19 protein-coding genes are annotated in these 17,492 nt (G+C 64.1%); 9 read left to right on the forward strand and 10 right to left on the reverse strand.

The genetic code is table 11. The annotated features are described in order from the left end of the window. Window positions 1-5: 5 nt before the first annotated feature. A complete protein-coding gene (locus NKJ88_RS00575) occupies window positions 6-1,901 on the reverse strand; it encodes an ABC transporter ATP-binding protein (protein WP_023705915.1) in 1,896 nt (631 codons plus the stop codon). A 27-nt stretch (window positions 1,902-1,928) separates the two neighbouring features. Further along, window positions 1,929-2,336 carry a hypothetical protein gene (locus NKJ88_RS00580; RefSeq protein ID WP_352443352.1) on the reverse strand — a complete coding sequence of 136 codons (408 nt, stop codon included), beginning with the start codon at window positions 2,334-2,336 and terminating at the stop codon, window positions 1,929-1,931. Window positions 2,337-2,781: 445 nt separating this feature from the next. Between NKJ88_RS00580 and NKJ88_RS00585 the strand changes: the two genes are divergently transcribed. Then, entirely contained in the window at window positions 2,782-3,240 is a 459-nt protein-coding gene (locus NKJ88_RS00585) for a tRNA (cytidine(34)-2'-O)-methyltransferase (protein WP_023670018.1), read from the forward strand. A gap of 146 nt (window positions 3,241-3,386) precedes the next feature. Next, on the forward strand, window positions 3,387-3,833 hold the full coding sequence (gene soxR, locus NKJ88_RS00590; RefSeq protein ID WP_023691595.1) for a redox-sensitive transcriptional activator SoxR: 447 nt from the start codon (window positions 3,387-3,389) through the stop codon (window positions 3,831-3,833). On the opposite strand, the gene NKJ88_RS00595 is transcribed toward soxR, so the two are convergent. Further along, the gene (locus NKJ88_RS00595) at window positions 3,830-4,087 is read right to left on the reverse strand and encodes a hypothetical protein (protein WP_023683688.1); all 258 of its coding nucleotides are present in this window, start codon (window positions 4,085-4,087) and stop codon (window positions 3,830-3,832) included. The two genes, soxR and NKJ88_RS00595, sit on opposite strands and share 4 nt — an antisense overlap. 275 nt (window positions 4,088-4,362) lie before the next feature. On the opposite strand from NKJ88_RS00595, the gene hemF reads away from it, so the two are divergent. The 3 genes from hemF to NKJ88_RS00610 all read left to right on the forward strand — a co-directional run bounded on the left by hemF (window position 4,363) and on the right by NKJ88_RS00610 (window position 6,192). Next, a complete protein-coding gene (gene hemF, locus NKJ88_RS00600) occupies window positions 4,363-5,277 on the forward strand; it encodes an oxygen-dependent coproporphyrinogen oxidase (protein ID WP_023695814.1) in 915 nt (304 codons plus the stop codon). 238 nt (window positions 5,278-5,515) lie between these two features. Beyond that, the gene (locus tag NKJ88_RS00605) at window positions 5,516-5,776 is read left to right on the forward strand and encodes a DUF1344 domain-containing protein (RefSeq protein ID WP_023705918.1); all 261 of its coding nucleotides are present in this window, start codon (window positions 5,516-5,518) and stop codon (window positions 5,774-5,776) included. Window positions 5,777-6,006: 230 nt separating this feature from the next. Further along, window positions 6,007-6,192 carry a DUF1059 domain-containing protein gene (locus tag NKJ88_RS00610; RefSeq protein ID WP_023670013.1) on the forward strand — a complete coding sequence of 62 codons (186 nt, stop codon included), beginning with the start codon at window positions 6,007-6,009 and terminating at the stop codon, window positions 6,190-6,192. Between the two features lie 6 nt (window positions 6,193-6,198). Here NKJ88_RS00610 and NKJ88_RS00615 read toward each other — a convergent pair whose 3' ends face one another. Genes NKJ88_RS00615 through NKJ88_RS00625 form a run of 3 tightly spaced genes read right to left on the reverse strand, consistent with a single transcriptional unit; the run spans window position 6,199 to window position 8,728 of the window. Next, window positions 6,199-7,470 carry a CCA tRNA nucleotidyltransferase gene (locus NKJ88_RS00615; RefSeq protein ID WP_023823400.1) on the reverse strand — a complete coding sequence of 424 codons (1,272 nt, stop codon included), beginning with the start codon at window positions 7,468-7,470 and terminating at the stop codon, window positions 6,199-6,201. Then, the gene (locus NKJ88_RS00620) at window positions 7,467-8,102 is read right to left on the reverse strand and encodes a CoA pyrophosphatase (protein WP_352443353.1); all 636 of its coding nucleotides are present in this window, start codon (window positions 8,100-8,102) and stop codon (window positions 7,467-7,469) included. Before NKJ88_RS00620 ends, NKJ88_RS00615 begins: the two co-directional genes overlap by 4 nt. Then, a complete protein-coding gene (locus NKJ88_RS00625) occupies window positions 8,099-8,728 on the reverse strand; it encodes a DUF1285 domain-containing protein (protein ID WP_023670010.1) in 630 nt (209 codons plus the stop codon). Before NKJ88_RS00625 ends, NKJ88_RS00620 begins: the two co-directional genes overlap by 4 nt. A 144-nt stretch (window positions 8,729-8,872) precedes the next feature. Here NKJ88_RS00625 and NKJ88_RS00630 point away from each other — a divergent pair, with 144 nt between their 5' ends. The 4 genes from NKJ88_RS00630 to NKJ88_RS00645 all read left to right on the forward strand — a co-directional run bounded on the left by NKJ88_RS00630 (window position 8,873) and on the right by NKJ88_RS00645 (window position 15,905). After that, window positions 8,873-9,877: an AAA family ATPase gene (locus NKJ88_RS00630; RefSeq protein WP_023754586.1), complete on the forward strand. Its 1,005-nt coding sequence runs from the start codon at window positions 8,873-8,875 to the stop codon at window positions 9,875-9,877. Further along, the gene (locus tag NKJ88_RS00635) at window positions 9,877-10,791 is read left to right on the forward strand and encodes a DUF58 domain-containing protein (protein WP_023823398.1); all 915 of its coding nucleotides are present in this window, start codon (window positions 9,877-9,879) and stop codon (window positions 10,789-10,791) included. The genes NKJ88_RS00630 and NKJ88_RS00635 overlap by 1 nt, the downstream gene beginning before the upstream one ends. Beyond that, entirely contained in the window at window positions 10,788-13,613 is a 2,826-nt protein-coding gene (locus tag NKJ88_RS00640) for a DUF4159 domain-containing protein (protein WP_023823397.1), read from the forward strand. The genes NKJ88_RS00635 and NKJ88_RS00640 overlap by 4 nt, the downstream gene beginning before the upstream one ends. Before the next feature lie 207 nt (window positions 13,614-13,820). Next, window positions 13,821-15,905 carry a membrane protein gene (locus tag NKJ88_RS00645; protein WP_023823396.1) on the forward strand — a complete coding sequence of 695 codons (2,085 nt, stop codon included), beginning with the start codon at window positions 13,821-13,823 and terminating at the stop codon, window positions 15,903-15,905. 42 nt (window positions 15,906-15,947) lie between these two features. Here NKJ88_RS00645 and clpS read toward each other — a convergent pair whose 3' ends face one another. The 4 genes from clpS to NKJ88_RS00665 form a co-directional block, all read right to left on the reverse strand. Then, window positions 15,948-16,253, reverse strand: coding sequence for an ATP-dependent Clp protease adapter ClpS (gene clpS / locus NKJ88_RS00650; RefSeq protein ID WP_023670006.1), 306 nt, complete (start codon window positions 16,251-16,253; stop codon window positions 15,948-15,950). 133 nt (window positions 16,254-16,386) lie between these two features. After that, window positions 16,387-16,734 carry a hypothetical protein gene (locus NKJ88_RS00655; protein WP_023670005.1) on the reverse strand — a complete coding sequence of 116 codons (348 nt, stop codon included), beginning with the start codon at window positions 16,732-16,734 and terminating at the stop codon, window positions 16,387-16,389. 155 nt (window positions 16,735-16,889) lie between these two features. Next, window positions 16,890-17,120 carry a hypothetical protein gene (locus NKJ88_RS00660; protein ID WP_023670004.1) on the reverse strand — a complete coding sequence of 77 codons (231 nt, stop codon included), beginning with the start codon at window positions 17,118-17,120 and terminating at the stop codon, window positions 16,890-16,892. Window positions 17,121-17,159: 39 nt separating this feature from the next. After that, window positions 17,160-17,462, reverse strand: a complete 303-nt coding sequence (locus NKJ88_RS00665; RefSeq protein WP_023705925.1) for a hypothetical protein — start codon at window positions 17,460-17,462, stop codon at window positions 17,160-17,162. Between the last annotated feature and the right edge of the window lie 30 nt (window positions 17,463-17,492).

Genomic DNA, 17,492 nt, shown 5'->3' on the forward strand with positions numbered 1-17,492 from the left:
CGTCATCACTCTGCGGCTTCACCCTTCACGCCGATGTCGTTGGCAACAGCGTCATTGGCGGCATCGACCGGACCGTCATCGAGCAGGAACCCGCCCGACTGGCGCTGCCAGAGCTGCGCGTAGAGCCCGCCGCTGGCGACGAGTTCCTCGTGCGACCCCTCCTCGATGACACGGCCCTTGTCGAGGACGACGAGCCTGTCCATCGCCGCAATGGTCGACAGCCGGTGCGCAATGGCGATGACGGTCTTGCCTTGCATGAGCTTGTAGAGATTCTCCTGGATGGCGGCCTCGGCTTCGGAATCCAGCGCCGACGTCGCTTCGTCAAGGATAAGTATCGGTGCGTCCTTCAACATAACGCGAGCAATGGCGATGCGTTGCCGCTGGCCGCCGGACAATTTGACGCCGCGGTCGCCGACATGAGCGTCGAGCCCTTTACGTCCGGTGTGATCCGAAAGCCTGCCGATAAACTCCAGCGCCTCGGCCCGCCCGGCTGCCTCGACAAGCATTTCCTCCGTCGCATCGGGCCGCCCGTAAAGGATGTTGTCGCGCACCGAACGATGCAGCAGCGAAGTGTCCTGCGTCACCATGCCGATCTGCGCGCGCAGCGAATCCTGCGTCACCGAAGCGATCTCCTGGCCGTCGATCAGGATCCGGCCGTTCTCGAGGTCGTAGAACCGCAACAGGAGATTGACCAGCGTCGACTTGCCCGCACCCGAGCGCCCGACAATGCCGACTTTCTCGCCGGGCTTCACCGTCAGCGACAGGTTCTCGATGACGCCCTTCTGCTTGCCATAGTGGAAACGAATGTCGTCGAAGCGGATCTCGCCCTTGGTGACGGCAATGTCCTTCGCCCCCGGCCGGTCTTCGACCAGGCGCGGCAGCGAGATCGAGGCGATGCCGTCTTGCACCGTGCCGATGTTCTCGAACAGGCTCGACATTTCCCACATGATCCACTGCGACATGCCCCACATACGGAGCACGAGGCCGATGACCACGGCGACGGCGCCGATCGTCACCGCCTGGCCGAGCCACAGCCACAGCGCCAGCGCCGTCACCGAAAACAGGAGCAGCGCGTTGAGGATATAGAGCAGCCCGTAAAGCACCGTCACCAGCCGCATCGACCGGTAGACCGTGTCGAGGAAGCCTGCCATGCCTTCTTTGGCGAACGTTGCTTCGCGCCGTGCATGGGAAAACAACTTGACCGTCTGGATGTTGGTGTAGCTGTCGACGACGCGGCCGGTCATCGTCGAGCGCGCATTGGCCTGCGCCTCGCCGACCTTGCCCAGCTTCGGGATGATATAGCGCAACAACCCGATATAGCCGAGCAGCCAGACGCCGAGAGGTGCCGCCAGCCGCAAGTCGGCCGAGCCGACGATGAACAGCATGCCGAGGAAATAGACGATGACGTAATTGAGCACCTCGATCACCTTGATGACGCATTCGCGCACGGCGAGTGCCGTCTGCATCAGCTTGGTGGCGATGCGGCCGGCAAATTCGTCCTGGTAGAAGCTCATCGACTGCTTCAAGAGATAACGATGCACCTGCCATCGGATGCGCATGGGGTAGTTGCCCATCAGCGTCTGCTGGTTGAGCAAAGAATGCAGCCATACCGTACCCGGCAGCGCGAACAGCACGACGAAGGCCATGCCGGCAAGCTTCCAGCTCTCGGTCTGCAGGAAGGTTTCGCGGTTCTGCCCGGACAGCCAGTCGACGATGTGGCCCATGAAGCCGAACATCCACACTTCCGCGATGGCAATCGCCGTCACCAGCACCGCGTCGACGATGATGTATGGCCAGGCGCCGCGCGTATAATGCACGCAGAAGGCAACCAGCGTCTTCGGCGGCTCGACCGGTTCCGCTGCGGGGAACGGATCGAGCCTTCTTTCAAACCAGCTAAACATAGTGATGCTCACAAAACTGTTGTCCGCTCATGCGGCGCGGGAAAAATCCCCGGGGCGCTCCGCGTCCCCAGACCGTACGTCGGCGGGGACTGACGGCCCGGAATCACCCGGGCCATCGGTCCTGCTTCGCGCAATATAGGGACTTGTGGGCTTTTCACCGACAGAAGCCTTCGACTGAGCTGACGGCACGCCGCCGCCAGTCCGGTTTTTCGCGCCCGGCCGGATCAGCCGGATGATCCGGCGCACCAGCGACGGCCGGCTGTGGTCGGGAACCGCACGCGAGAAATCGACATCCGGCAACATGCCGCGATGCGGACGCCGGCGCGTCTCGGCATGAACCGCCGACGAATAGGTCTCGCCGACTAGCAACGCCCAGGTCGCCGTCTTGCGTTCGTGCAGGCTTCTTGAACCAGGTATCTTATAGGGATCGAACATCGGTCCGTCCTCCGTGTGAAAATAGACATAAAAAGGCGAAGCAATGTCGTGCGCCGGCCTTCGGCCGGAGGCACGGATTGCATCCGTCGGGACACGAGGATAGGCCTCGGTCGCGACATGCTCAGCTGGGGCGCTTGGCCCCTTTGACCGTTTGAAAAACATCGCAGGATTCCTTCGAGAGCCGAAAATTGGGTTCGGCGGGAATCGGTGCGATCAGATCTAAGAGATCAGGTAAATCGTCGTACCGAAACCGCCAGCAGGCAGGTAAGCCCACGGGAGGGGCGCTGGATGTGCATGGTCATCATGAAATACCCCTCCATCGGTTCGGGTTGACAATGCGTGCGGTATAATCGACTTCGCAGAAAATGGCCACCCGCAGGTCCAGCAATTTCCAAAACCAGCCACCCGCTGTGGCCGATCTGCCACTTATTAGAAAGACGCGGAAATGAACCACCGTCTCCGCATCGCCCTCTACCAGCCTGACATCGCCGGCAACACCGGAACAATCCTGCGCTTCGCCGCCTGCCTCGGCCTTGGCGTCGACATTATCGAACCAGCCGGCTTTCCGCTCTCCGACAAAGCGCTCAAGCGCGCCGGGATGGACTACCTCGAAATGGCTGCCCTGACCCGGCATGTCGACTGGAACGCCTTCGAGGATTGGCGCAAGGGCCAAGCCTGCCGGCTGGTGCTGCTCACCACCAAAGCCGCGACCCCCTATACGGGCTTCAGCTTCGCCCAAGGCGACATCCTGCTGTTCGGCCGCGAATCCGCCGGCGTGCCGGATCCTGTCCATCAGGCGGCGGATGCGCGGCTGACGATCCCGATGCAGCCGGGCACGCGCAGCATCAACGTCGCGCTGTCCGTCGCCATGGTCGCCGGTGAAGCCATCCGGCAACTCGGCTAGAACCTTCAACGCGTTGTCGTCATCGCCAACGGCCCTTGCGTCTTGCATCATTCTCACCCAGGCGCACATCGCCTTCTCCTCAATTGCCCTATCGACATTTCCTGGCTACAAGCTCAACTTAAGTTGAGGTCAAGCGGAAAATCGAGATGGCTCCGGTAAAGGAATTGACGGTCGGCCAGTTGGCCATGCGCAGCGGCGTGGCGGTGTCGGCGCTGCATTTCTACGAGGCGCGCGGGCTGATCCGCAGCCACCGCACGTCGGGCAACCAGCGGCGCTATGGCCGCGACGTGCTGCGGCGGGTGGCGATCATCCGGATCGCCCAGGAGGTCGGCATCTCGCTGGCCGAGATCGGCGCCGCACTTGAATCGCTGCCAGAAGGCCGTACCCCGACGCGCGAGGACTGGAACCTGTTGTCGACCGGCTGGCGCGACGACCTCGATCGCAAGATCACTCAGCTAAAGAAGCTGCGCGACGGCCTTACCGACTGCATCGGCTGCGGCTGCATGTCGATCGACAAATGCCCGCTGCGAAACAGGGAAGATCGCTTGAGTGCGCAAGGGCCGGGCGCAAGGCGACTGCTTGTGGAATCCTAATCCGCCGCGGGCAGCCGCCGTATGGTGAATTCGATTACGTCGCCCGGCCGCTCGAACCAGCTTTCGATCTCGGTCCAGTAGGCCTGCTTGGGAAAACGCTCGAACCATTCCTTGGCCTTGAGCCGCGCATCCGGGCGCGGCAGGACGAAGGTCTCGCGCAAAAACCCGTCACGCGGCATGCGCTCGCGCTCGGCGCGTGAACGATCGAGCCTTTTCTTCAGGCCATGCAGCGGCGGTCTTGCCGGCGTGCGCATGAAAGAACTCCTGGGCCGAACCAGATGACACTTGACCCTTGCCCCTAAGAGATTAGGGATCGCGCCCGGAAAAGGCTAGTGGTCCGATTCCAACATTCGCCTCCCTAATCCCCAGGCGCCGTTGCGAATGTTGGAATCACAAGGACCACTAGCAAGTTTATGTTTCTGGTGGAGTTTTCGAATTTGACATTTGCATCGTGCCCTGCGCCACGCTGTGTGCAAATGTCAAATTCACTCCACTAGGTCCTTTGTCGGCCGCGACCGGAGACAGCATTTTGGAACGACCAGAAATACCGGCAGGCCTGCCACCCGACATCGAACAGAAGAAAATGAAGGCTAGGCTCTGGTTCGAGACGCTGCGCGAGCGCATTTGCACAACCTTCGAGCAGATCGAACAGGAACTGCAGGGACCACTGGCCGAATGGTCGCCCGGCAGCTTCGAGAAGACGCCGTGGGAACGCGACAATGGAAAGGGCGGCGGCGGCGCCATGGCGATGATGCGCGGCCGCGTCTTCGAGAAGGTCGGCGTCCATACTTCGACCGTCTATGGCGAATTCTCGCCCGAATTCAGGAAGCAGATGCCCGGCGCCGAGGAAGACCCGAGCTTCTGGGCATCAGGCATTTCGTTGATCGCGCATCCCTGGAACCCCAACGTGCCGGCCGTGCACATGAACACCCGCATGGTCGTGACGTCGCGCCACTGGTTTGGCGGCGGCGCCGATCTGACGCCGGTGCTCGACCGCAACCGCACGGAAGATCACCCCGACACGGTCGCCTTCCATCGAGCCATGCAGTTCGCCTGCGAGAAGAACGCTGCGATCGCCGACCACCCCAAATTCAAGGCCTGGTGCGACGAGTATTTCTATCTGCCGCACCGCCACGAGCCGCGCGGCGTCGGCGGCATCTTTTTCGACTGGCTGCATTCGGGGGAGGAGAAAGGCGGCTGGAATGCCGATTTGAACTTCGTCCAGGATGTCGGGCGTTCTTTCCTTGTCGTCTACGGACACCTGGTTCGCGCCCATTTCAACGAGAACTGGACCGACGACGACCGCGACGAGCAGCTCATTCGCCGCGGCCGTTACGTCGAATTCAACCTTCTTCACGATCGCGGCACCATCTTCGGCCTGAAGACCGGCGGCAATGTCGCTTCGATCCTGTCCAGCCTGCCGCCGGAGGTCAGGTGGCCGTAAAAAATCGGTGAGCGAAACGTGAGCCGCATTGACGTCCCATTCGCCGAATCTGGGCAGCCAATGTGGCATCGCCATTATCTTTTTCGTCTAATAGGCGATTGAAATAAAACGACTATTTGTCGTTTCGGGCCGGGAAGCGCCGGCGGTTCAGTCCCGAACCGCGACACGACGCTACCGGACGGCCCTGAACAAGGCGGAGCATTTTCCAAACGGATGCCCGCATTTCCAGGAGTATTACATGCGAAAGCTCATTGTTTCGGCAGCCGCCGCTGCCCTTCTCGCTTCCGGCTCGATTGCCTCTGCCGCGGTCAAGCACACCACGGGCACGGTCAAGACCTATGATGGCACGGCCATGAGCCTCGTTCTGGACGATGGATCGACCTTTACGCTGCCCAAGACCTTCAAGGATCCTGGCCTGAAGGCCGGCGAAAAGGTCCGCGTTTCCTGGGACATGAGCGGCAAGAACAAGGTTGCCGAGTCCGTCAAGATCGTGAAGTGACCGGGACAAGACCGAACGGTCTCGCCTTTGGCTTAGCCTGACAAGAGGGGCGGAGCAGCGCTGCTCCGCCTTTTTCGCACCACGGCAACCAAAATGGTCGAACCGTGTTATGCTAGCTCCCCCGTGCGTGCCCCCGAAACCGACTGCTGTGACAGGGCGCGGAACAGAGATGGCGGAGCTTCGTGTGCCCATGAGAGGCACAGGCTCCAAGGAGGAAAGGAGAAAATCCCATGAAGGAATTCCATTGCGGCTCGCTGGTTCCCGGCTGTGAGTGGCACACGCGTGCCGGTGAGGAAGCCGAGGTCATGCGCCGCGCCGTCGACCATATGCGCGAGACACATGGCGAAACGGTCATTCGCGAGACGATGATCGAGGCGATCCGCTCGCGCATCGAGAAAGTTCGCGACGCGGCCTGAGCAGTCCTATCTGGCCTTCAAGGCTTCCGCGGCGCGCTCCAGCAGCGCGTCGCGATCGAGCCCAAAGCCGGACCAGATCCATTCCTTTTCCAGGTTTTTCAGAATCGCACCGAGCATTGGCCCCGGCGACGCGCCAAGCGCCGTCAGATCGCCGCCCTTGACTGGGAACACCGGTTTTTCCCATTTCAGCGCAAAAGCGAGCAGGCGCGAAAACCCACCGGCCTGAACCAGCGCGTCATTGTCCTCGAGAGCCCGCGCTCGCGCCGACGCCAGCGACAGCCGCAGGCGATCGAGAAAACCCTGGCGCTCGCCGGAATAGAGTTTCTTGGCCAGTTCCGCTTCGCTTGTCTTGGGCTCGACGGCAGCCGTCAGCGCCCAGTGGCGCAGGCGCTCCGCCTCAGTGGTCGAAAGTTTCAGCCGCTCGGCCAGTGTCTTCATCCTCGCCGCATCGGGCGGCACGATCGCCTCCAGCCTGAGCAGCGGGTCCGGCGCCCAGCCCAGATCCTTTTCTGTCTTGGTCAGCCCATGAATGGCATCGATGCCCCATTTCTCGCTTTCCGGCAGGGCGCTGGTGAGCACGCCGGCCTGGCGCATCCACAGCAAGGCGCGCGACGGATCTGGGGCCGATAACAACTTCTTCAGCTCGGACCAGATGCGTTCGGCCGAGAGATGGGCGAGACCGTCCTTGAGCCGGGCGCAGGCCTTCAATCCCTCGGCATCGGGCCGACCCTCGCCATACCAGGCGAAAAAGCGGAAGAAACGCAGGATGCGCAGATAGTCTTCGCGGATCCGCTGCTCGGCATCGCCAATGAAGCGCAGCCTTCGTGCCTCGATATCGCCGACGCCGCCAACCAGGTCGACCACCGTCCCGTCAGCCTCCGCATAGAGCGCGTTGATTGTGAAATCGCGCCGTTCGGCGTCGGCCTTCCAGTCGCGGCCGAACGACACTTTAGCGCGGCGGCCATCGGTCTCGATGTCGGCGCGCAGCGTGGTGACCTCATAGGGCGCGCCGCCGGCAATCACCGTGATCGTGCCGTGCTCGATGCCGGTCGGCACCGCCTTGAAGCCCGCCGCCTCGGCCCGGCGAACGGTTTCCTCGGGCAGGCAAGTGGTAGCAACATCGATATCGGCGACCGGCTGCCCAATCAGCGCATTGCGCACCGCGCCGCCCGCGATGCGGGCTTCCTCGCCGCCCTGCGCCAGCACGGCAAGCAGCCGCTGCAGATGCTTTTCACCCAGCCAGTCGGCTCTGCCCGCCAGCGATACCGGATCACTCAAGCATAGAGCCTTTCATAGAGGGTGCGGATGATGCCGGCGGTGACGCCCCAGATGCGCTGGCCGCCATAGGGCATATCGTAGAAGAACCATTCCAGATCGTTCCACATGCGGCTGTCCCTGGTGTGGTTAGCCGGATCCATCAGGAACGAGAGCGGCACTTCGAAGGCGGCATCGACCTCGTTGGCATTGAGCGACAGCGTAAAACCGGGCTGCACGACCGCCAGCACCGGGGCGATGCGATAGCCGCTGCCGGCGACATAATCGGGCATGCGGCCGATGATCTCGATGCGGTCCTGGCCGAGCCCGATCTCCTCGAAGGTTTCGCGCAAGGCCGCTGCTTCCGGGGTCGCATCGGTGGGATCAATGGTGCCGCCGGGAAAAGCCACCTGCCCGGAATGGCTGCGCAGTTTTTCCGCCCGCTTGGTCAAAAGCACGGTCGCATCGCGTCCATGATCGACGACCGGGATCAGCACCGCGGCGTCGCGCAGCGCTTTGAGCTGCGTCAACCGTGGATGGCCGGGGTTGAAGCGATGATCGCCATAATCGTCGCCGGCATGGGCTTCAGCTTGCGCCGCGACCCGCGCGCGAAAATCCGCTGTGGAAAACGGCGGCGGCCTCACCTGATCCTTCATGCGCTCAGCCGCTTCAGTTTTTCCGCCGGCATGATCGGATAGATTTCGCCTTTCGAGCGCACGGCAAACATCGTCTTGCCGCCGATATCGATCTCCTCGCCATGCTCGACCAGTTCGTACATCACCGGCCGCGCCACCAGCGCTTCCAGCCTCCCGCGCACCAGCACATAGGGCTTCAGGCCGCCGGTCTCGTTCTCGTCGACGAAGCGCAGCGGATGGCCAGGTCCGGCCTCGACGACATCGCCGACATTGGTGCGGAAAGTGATGGTCTGCTCGGCGCCGGCGCCGGAAACATCCATTTCAACCGCGATGAAAGGCGCGTCCACGACGCGGATGCCGACCCGTTCGACCGGCGTCACCAGATAGGTCCTGCCATCCTCGTCCTTGCGCAGCACGCTGGAAAACAGCTGCACCAGCGGCATGCGGCCGATCGGCGTGCCGAGATAGAACCACGTTCCGTCTTGTTTGATCTCCATGTCTAGATCGCCGCAAAAGTCGGGATTCCAGCGCTCCACCGGCGCCGCGCCCTTGCCGGCGCGAGCCGCACGCGAGATCAACGCTTCGAGACCGCGCGCCTCGGTTGCGGCAGCAAGGCTGTGCTCGCGATGTTCGGAGCGTTCCGTCATGGTCACGAAATAGTCACTGTTGTTCCGCTTGTCAGCCTAAGTCTGTGATTTAAATTCATTCGTAGGCGCCAGGCGAAGCCGAATCGCGGCATTCTAAGGCACTACAGTGCAAGCCGGTACTTCCAGCACAAGGATCGATGCGGCATGAGCGTAATGGTAAAGGAAAGCCCAATCAGCGAAAAGGACATGATCGCCCAGGCCGAGACGGCGCTGGCCGATATTTCCAGGGTGCGCGACGGCGTCGGCCGCGTCATTTTCGGCCAGGAAGTGGTGGTCGAGCGCACGCTGGTGGCGCTGCTTGCCGGCGGCCATGCGCTGCTGGTCGGCGTGCCCGGCCTTGCCAAGACCAAGCTGGTCGAAACGCTCGGTGTCGTGCTCGGCCTCGATTCGCGCCGCATCCAGTTCACACCCGACCTGATGCCGTCGGACATTCTCGGCTCAGAGGTGATGGAACAGGACGAGGCCGGCAAGCGCTCCTTCCGCTTCATCTCCGGCCCGATCTTCGCGCAATTGCTGATGGCCGACGAGATCAACCGCGCCTCGCCGCGCACCCAGTCGGCGCTGCTGCAGGCGATGCAGGAATATCACGTCACCATCGCCGGCATTCGCCACGACCTGCCCGCGCCCTTCCATGTACTGGCGACGCAAAACCCGCTGGAGCAGGAAGGCACCTATCCCCTGCCCGAAGCGCAGCTCGACCGCTTCCTGATGCAGGTCGACATCCTTTATCCCGAAATCGAGGCCGAGCGGCGCATCCTGCTCGAAACCACCGGCATCGAGGACGCCAAGGCGCAAAACGTGCTGCAGCCGGCGCGGCTGAGGGAAATCCAGACGCTGATCCGCCGTATGCCGGTGCCCGAAACCGTCGTCGACGCCATCCTCAAACTGGTGCGTTCGGCGCGTCCCGGCCAGGGCAATGCCGAGACCGACAAGCATGTCGCCTGGGGTCCCGGCCCGCGCGCCAGCCAGGCGCTGACGCTGTGCGCCCGTGCGCGCGCGCTTTATGACGGGCGGCTGGCGCCGTCGGTGGACGACATCCGCGCGCTGGCCGAACCGGTGCTGCAGCACCGCATGGCGCTGACCTTTGCCGCCCGCGCCGAGGGCACGACCGTGCGCGATGTGGTAGCGAAACTGGCCAAAGGAATCTGATGGCGCGTATCGGCGAAGTCCAGGCACCGGCAGCGACGCGCGACGCGCTCGCCAGGGGCCGGTTGCGGGCTTCGCTGGTGCCGGACCTGCTGGTCGAGGCACGCCGTATCGTCAATACGGTAATTGCCGGCTGGCATGGCCGCCGCAAGCGCGGCATCGGCGAGAATTTCTGGCAGTTCCGCCCCTATGTCGAAGGCGATTCCTCGCGCATCGACTGGCGCCGTTCGGCCCGGGACGACCACACCTATGTGCGCGACCGCGAATGGGAAGCAGCCCACACGGTGTGGCTTTGGGCCGACCCATCGCCCTCCATGCTCTACAAATCGACTGGCGCCAGCGTTTCCAAGGAATCGCGCGCGCTGGTGCTGGCACTGGCCATGGCCGAATTGCTATCTCGCAGCGGCGAGCGCATCGCGTGGCCCGGCCTGACCGATCCGTTCACCGCCCGCAACGGCGCCGAGCGCATCGCGGCGCAATTGATGCACGCCGCCGACCCGCCGGCAAAGCCTGACCTGTCCGCCGTCCGCCGCTTCTGCGACATCGTCGTCGTCAGCGATTTCCTCGACCCGGTCGAGGAGACCATGGAATGGCTCGATGTGCTGGCGCGGCATGGCGTGCGTGCGCATCTGATCGAGGTTGCCGATCCGGCGGAGGAGACCTTTCCCTATGCCGGCCGCACCGAATTCACCGATCCCGAGACCGGCGACAAGCTGACCGCCGGCCGCGCCGAAATGCTCGGCGACGAATATCGCCTGCTCTACACCGCCCGCCGCCAGGAGCTGGCCAGCTGGTGCAAGCGCCTCGGCTGGAGCTATACCGTCAACCACACCGACCGCCTCGCTTCCGAGGCGCTGGTGCGCATCCACATGGCGATGACCGCCGATGGCGCATTCGTGGGAAGGGCCGGCGCATGAGCTGGCTGCCGCTCTCCTTTGGCGCTCCCATCGTGTTGTGGGGCCTGCTGGCGCTGCCGGTGATCTGGTGGCTGCTCAGGCTCACGCCGCCCAAGCCGCAGTCCGAAATCTTTCCGCCGCTGAAGATCCTCGCTCGCGTGCTGAAGCGCGAGGAAACGCCGCAGCAGAGCCCGTGGTGGCTGACGCTGCTGCGGCTGCTGATGGCAGCCCTTGTCGTCGCCGCTTTGGCCGAACCCGTCTTCAATCCGCGCGAAAAATTGCCGGCCGAGGGCGCCGCCCTGGCGCTCGTCATCGACAATGACTGGGCGAGTGCCGCCGACTGGGGCAAGCGCGTCGCCACCGCCCAGCGGCTGATCGCCGATGCCGGTTCGAACGGCGTACCGGTCGTCATCGCCTTCACCGCCGAAAAGCCGAACGCCGAGATCGGCCCCTTCGATGCGGCGGCTGCCCTCGACCGGCTGCGCGCCGCCAAGCCGAGGCCGATCCCGACCGACCGACCCGCTGTCTATGCCCGCGTCGCCGGCGTGCTGGGAACCTTGCCCGGCGCCAGCGTTGCCGTTCTCACCGACGGCCTTGCGGCAAAGGGCGACAAGGCCGCCTTCAACACACTGCTGTCGAAAAACGCCGCCCGTGTCGTCTGGGCCAATTCCGACCGCCTGGCGCTGACTGGGCTCACTGGCGCCGAAAATCAGGTCGACGGCTTCGCCCTGACCGCCATCCGCGCGCCCGGCGATCCGGCGCCGGCCCAAGTCACCGCCGGCGCCTTCGACGATAAGGGCCGCCGCATCGCCGACGCGACGCTGACCTTCGCGCCGGGTGAGACCACCGCCACCGGCACGATGGCGGTGCCGTTCGAACTGCGCAACGACTTCGCCTCGATCGCGCTCGACGGCGAACGCCAGGCAGGTGCGGTGCGCGTGCTCGACGAAAGCTCCAAGCGCCGCCGCGTCGGACTTTTATCGCAGGCCGAGGCCGACCAGGCGCAGCCGCTTCTGTCGCCGCTCTATTACATCAGGCGGGCGTTGCAGCCTTTCGCCGATCTGGTCGAACCGTCGAGCGTCGATCTCGCCGACGCCATCCCGCAGCTTCTCGACCAGAAGCCGGCGATGATCGTCATGGCCGACATCGGCACCATTCCGCCGCAGGTCCATCAGCGGCTGGTCGACTGGGTCGACAATGGCGGCACGCTGGTGCGCTTCGCCGGTTCGCGGCTGGCCGCCGCCGGCAATGACGATGATCTGTTGCCGGTCAGGCTGCGCACCGGCGAGCGCTCGCTTGGCGGCGCGCTCTCCTGGACGACGCCGCAGGCGGTGACCGAATTCCCGAAGAACGGCCCGTTCGCCGACCTCGCACCGCCGGCCGAGGTCACGGTGAGCCGGCAGGTGTTGGCCGAACCGACGCCGGACATCGTCGAGCGCACCTGGGCAACCCTTGCCGATGGCACCCCGCTGGTGACCGGGTTGAAGAAGGGCAAGGGCACGCTGGTGCTGTTCCATATCACCCCGGAAGCGACATGGTCGACGCTGCCGATCTCCGGCAGCTTCGTCGAGATGCTGCGGCGCATCGTGCAGCTGTCGCGCAACCAGGGTGCGGCGGTTGCCAACGCCGAAGCCGCTGCTACGTCGCTGGCGCCTTATCGCATGATAGCCGCCGACGGCACTTTGGTGCCGCCGACGCCGGACGCACGACCGCTGGTCCCTGGCGCCGGCTCGCTGCCGGTGACGTTCGAGAACCCGCCCGGCCTCTATGGCTCGGAAACCGGCGTTTTCGCCCACAATCTGCTCGACCCGGCCACCGCCTTCGCGCCGCTGGTGCGCCCGCAATTCACAGTGCCGGTGACCAATATCCAGTACGCTTTCGATGAATCGCGCGACCTCAAGGGATCGCTGGTCACAGCGGCACTTATGCTTATGCTGCTCGACACGCTGGCGGTGTTCTGGATGGGCGGGCTGATGTCGCGCCGACCGCGCCGCGCCCGATCGGCCGCGGCAACGACGGCTGCGCTGCTGCTTGGCCTCGGCATGCTGTTTGGCCATGCCGACCTCGCCCGCGCCGACGATGCCAAGCCCGGCGATGCCGCGGCTATCGAGGATATTGCCAAGACCCGCATCGCCTATGTGCTGACCGGTGTGCCCGGTGACGATTCGATCAGCCGCGCCGGGCTCGAAGGCCTGACCCGCTTCCTGATCGAGAAGACCGCGCTCGAGCCGGGCGCGCCGGCGGGCGTCGATATCTCGAAGGACGAGCTTTCCTTCTATCCGCTGATCTACTGGCCGATCGATCCTTCCGCGCCGATGCCGAGCCAAGCCGCGATCGCCCGCATCGACGCCTATATGCAGCAGGGCGGCACGGTGCTGTTCGACACGCGCGACCAGTTCGCCAACGGCATCGGTGCGGATTCGGCGAGCCCGGCGACGGAACGGTTGCGCGACATTCTCGGCAATCTCAACGTGCCGCCGCTGGAGCCGGTGCCCGCCGACCACGTGCTGACCAAATCCTTCTTCATCCTGCCCGAATTTCCCGGCCGTTTCTCCGGCAGCCCGCTCTGGGTGGAAGCCTCGCTCGAGGCCAGCAATGCCGAGAATCGGCCGGTGCGCGTCGGCGACGGCGTCTCGCCGATCCTGATCACCGCCAATGATTTTGCCGGCGCCTGGGCCGTCGACGAGAATGGTGACCCGCTTTTGCCGACCGTGCCATCGGATCCGATGCAGCGCATCTATGCGCTGCGCGCCGGCGTCAACATCATGATGTACATGCTGACCGGCAACTACAAATCCGACCAGGTGCACGTGCCGATCCTGCTCGAACGGCTGGGGCAGTAGGATGGCAGTATTGGCTAATTTCGTCTCGATCCTGTCTGGCGCCGGCGGCGCAGCCTCACCCTCCCCCTTTTGGGGAGGGTCGGCTCGCTGTCGCAGCGAAGCGAAGACAGTGAGCCGGGGTGGGGGTGCAGCGCCAGCGCTCTGTCGCCTACCCCCACCCCGCTCCGCTACGCGGATCGACCCTCCCCACAAGGGGGAGGGTAACCCATGAACTGGTCGATTTCCTTCGAACCGCTGCTGTCCTGGCCCTTGCTGGCTTTGGTGCTCGCACCGCTGCTGGTGCTGGCGGCTGTCGGCTTGTGGTTTCGCCAGCGCGGCGCGATCTTCCGCTTCGCAGCGCTGATTGCGCTGGGCGCAGCACTCCTCAATCCGGTCTTCCTCGATGAGGAGCGCGAGGCGCTGAAGAGCGTCGTTGCCGTCATCGTCGACCGCAGCCAGAGCCAGGATATCGGCGACCGGACCAAACAGACCGACGAAGCGCTTGCCGGTTTGCAGCAGCGCCTTGGCCGCTTCAAGCAGTTCGACGTCCGCGTCATCGAGGCCGGCAAGTCGGAAGCCGCCGACGAGCGCACCGAGACCAAGCTTTTTGCAGCGCTTGAAGGCGCGTTCCGCGACGTGCCGCCCTCGCGCATCGGTGGCGCCATCATGATCACCGATGGCGAGGTGCATGACGCGCCGGCCGCCCCCGACTTCAATGCGCCGCTGCACGCGCTGATCACCGGCAACGAGCACGAGAAGGACCGCCGCATCCGCTTCGAGAATGCGCCGCGCTTCGGCTTGGTCGGCAAGCCGCTCGACATGACCTACCGGGTCATCGCCACCGACGGCGAAACCGGCCCGGTCGATGTCCGCGTCTCGGTCAATGGCGAGCAGGTCGCGGTCGAAGAGGCGACCATCGGCCAGGCGATGCCGCTGCAGGTGACCATCCCCGGCGCCGGCCGCAACATCGTCGAACTCTCCATTGACCGCGAGCCGGGCGAACTGACCGACGCCAACAACCGCGCCATCGCGCTGATCGACGGCATCCGCGAGAATTTGCGCGTGCTTTTGGTTTCCGGCGAACCGCATGCCGGCGAGCGCACGTGGCGCAACCTGCTGAAATCCGACGCCTCGGTCGATCTCGTCCATTTCACTATTTTGCGGCCGCCGGAAAAGCAGGACGGCACGCCGATCAACGAACTGTCGCTGATCGCCTTCCCGACCCGCGAGCTGTTCGTCGAGAAGATCAAGGATTTCGATCTCATCATCTTCGACCGCTACCAGCACCGCGACGTGCTGCCGATCCTCTATTACGACTACATCTCCGAATATGTCGAAAAGGGCGGCGCGCTGCTGATCGCCGCCGGGCCGGAATATGCCGGCGACGCCTCGATCGCCCGCACCCCGCTAATGTCGTCGCTGCCGGCAATGCCGACCGGCGAAGTCATCGACAAGGCCTTCTATCCGCGCCTCACCGATCTCGGCCAGCGCCATCCGGTGACGCGCGGCCTCGACGGCTCGGCGACCGAGCCGCCGCGCTGGAGCCGCTGGTTCCGCACCATCGGCGTGCAGAACCCCGAAGGCGAAGTGGTGATGAAGGGCGCCGACAACCGCCCGCTGCTTCTGCTCGACCATAAGGGCGAAGGCCGCGTCGGCATGCTTCTGTCCGATCAGGGCTGGCTATGGGCGCGCGGCTTCGAGGGTGGCGGGCCGCATGTCCAGCTTTACCGCCGCATCGCCCACTGGCTGATGAAGGAACCTGAACTCGAGGAAGAGCGGCTGACTGCCGACGGCCGCGGCATGATGCTGGAAATCCGCCGCCAGACGATGAGCGACGATCCCGGCCCGGCGCAGGTGATCACCCCTTCGGGCAAGGCGCTGATCGTCAAGCTGGAGAAGTCCGAACCCGGCGTTTTCCTGGGCAGCATCGAGACCAAGGAGATCGGCCTCTACCAGATCGGCAATGGTGACCTGACCGCACTCGCCCATGTCGGCCCGGTCAACGCGCCGGAATTCTCCGACGTCGTCTCTACCGAGGACCGGTTGAAGGCTCCGACTGAGGCCACCGGCGGCAGCGTGCGCCGGCTGGCGGCCTCCTCCACCCTTGGCCAGCTCACCGGCAGTGTCGCCCTGCCCTCCATCGTCCCGGTCCGCGCCTCCGGTGCGGCCTCGGGCGCAGACTGGATCGGCCTGCGCAGCACCGACGACAGCGTGCTCAAAGCCGTCTCGCGCGTACCCCTGTTCGGCGGCTTCCTCGGCCTTTGCCTGCTGCTGCTGGCCATGGGCGCGATGTGGTACAGAGAGGGAAGGTAAGGATCCCTTCTCCGTCACTATACGGGGAGAAAGACGCTCAACCTACTCCTCCGGCTCCGTCGTAAACAGCAGCGGGTACCCCTTGGCCTTGGCCGCGTCGACGGCCCGTGTCGCCTTGGTCTCGGCGACATCCCTGGTGAAGACGGCAACGACGCAAACGCCGAGCCGGTGCGCGGTGATCATCACCCGGTTAGCCTGGTCTTCGCTGAGCTTGAACTCGCCCTTCAGCACCGTCACCACGAATTCGCGCGGCGTAAAATCGTCATTGATGAGGATGACCTTGTAGAGCTTCGGCCGCTCGGTCCGCGGCTTGGTCTTGGTGCGGGGTTTGGAACTGATTTCAGGCATCGGGAACCGGTATCGCGCGAGGGGTCGCTCTCACTTTGTCATGGGGGAAAGCCGTCGTCCATTTTGATCGGCGCGCCAAACCGGCTTCCCGGAAGTGCTGCCGTTCACAAATTTAGGAACTGTACGCTGCGGTTCAACGGCTCTGGCGATCGGCGACGCGACGAGCCTGGAATTGTCGTGCGCTGGATGCCGCATCCGGCCTTGATCCGGCCGCCTTGTATTCGACCCAGGCGACCGCGAGCCAGCCGAAGAAGCAGGCCAGCGCCGCGCCGGTGATCACGGTAAGCAGCAGGCTTTGCCATGGTGTGATGTATTGCCAGCTGCTGGAGATTGCCGGTGCAAACAGCGACGGCTCCGTGCGCCCGCTCACCGGATCGGGCACCGGGCTGGCGGTGAACTGGATCAGCACCCTGACCATTGCCGAGGCCACAAGGCCGCCGATGGCCATCGAGCGCAGAATGGATGAAAGCCGCTTCTTCATGCGGGCTATCCTACCGGACCGGCATTGCAAACGGGTTAAAGTCCTGGGTGGCCGGCACCCATCAACGGGTAATCATGCACTCACACGACAAGGCCGCTCCAGCCGGGGGGGTGCTGGAGCGGCCTTGTTACAGACAAGCCTGTTGGCTGTCTGGATCAGGCCTTCGGGGCGTCCGTCTTGACGACCTTCTTCGCCTTCTTGTGCTTCTTGACGGGCTTCTTGGCGACGACCTTCTTCACCGGGGGCTTGGCGGTCGTGGTCGCCGGAGCGGTGGTCGTGGAAGCAGCCGGAGCAGCGGTCGTGGTGGCAGCGGCATTGCCCAGAGCCGGCATTGCGAAAGCGAGAGCGACGGCGAGACCGGTGGCGGAGAGGATGGACTTTTTCATGGCATCATTTCCTTCTTTGTGCGGGTCGAGTTTCGAGTGTCACTGAACCGGGTCGATCGGTGTCACTCCAAGCAGCTTCAAAGCGTTCGCGAGCATCCGGATACCCTGTGCCTGTTTCTTGTTGGCGCAGAACCGGTTTCCCTTTCTTTGCAGTGCTTTCGCCGCGGTGACCTGCGTTGCCGCGGCATGGGTTTCAAGGGCTTCGTCTACCTGGCGATTGAGATCGATGCAGCGCTCGCTCCTTGTGATCGGCGTCACCTTTGCGGTTGTGGCTCCGATCGCGGCTGTGACGAGCGGAATGCTGAGCAGCGCACCCATCAAGCTGATCGTGAACCTGTGCATCGGTAATGTCCGTTACTCCGGAGACTTCGC

The organism is Mesorhizobium sp. M0016, assembly GCF_040324035.1.
Classification (GTDB): domain Bacteria; phylum Pseudomonadota; class Alphaproteobacteria; order Rhizobiales; family Rhizobiaceae; genus Mesorhizobium.